The sequence below is a fragment of the Dellaglioa sp. CoH-55-MRSF-8 genome, assembly GCF_056782195.1.
Map to the genome: position 1 here is coordinate 1 of NZ_JBXAYH010000072.1, position 474 is coordinate 474.

A 474-nucleotide genomic window follows, 5' to 3' on the forward strand; every position below is an offset into this window, starting at 1 on the left:
GCGTTACTCCGTTTATTTATAACCGAGAAGTCGGCGTTGCTCCGGTGTCAGAGTCTGAAGCAGAGCATCGCGCTGACGCTTGTCTTCTTTCTCCTGTTCCTGCTTCTCGCGGATACGAGTGAGCGAATACTCGACTGCCTCGAACTCATAGTCCTCGGACTTAGTATGTAGAAAGTCCGTGACTTCTTGCACCTCTTCGTATTCCTCAACGGAACCGAAGCAAGCATTGCGTTTCGTGTGTTGGTTGTAGCTGATCAAGACACCGGGTCTCCGTGGCGAAGTCGGAATCCAGTCGCGCGTCTGATGGATGCGGAACTCTGCGTCGATGCCAATGGCATGAGCCTGCTCCAGAATGTTCCAGAGACGCACTTTATTGCGCTCGGCACGTTCTTCGGCTTCGGCTTCGAGGCGAGCCTCCAGTGCAGCCTGTTCGGCTTTGGTGCGCATATTACGGGGAGTAGCTTTGCGTGCCAT

General features: G+C 54.2%; 1 protein-coding gene. It reads right to left on the minus strand.

The annotated features are described in order from the left end of the window. Positions 1-12: 12 nt before the first annotated feature. A partial coding sequence (locus AC1RPW_RS07965) for a hypothetical protein (RefSeq protein WP_289901000.1) occupies positions 13-474 on the minus strand: 462 nt, incomplete at its 5' end.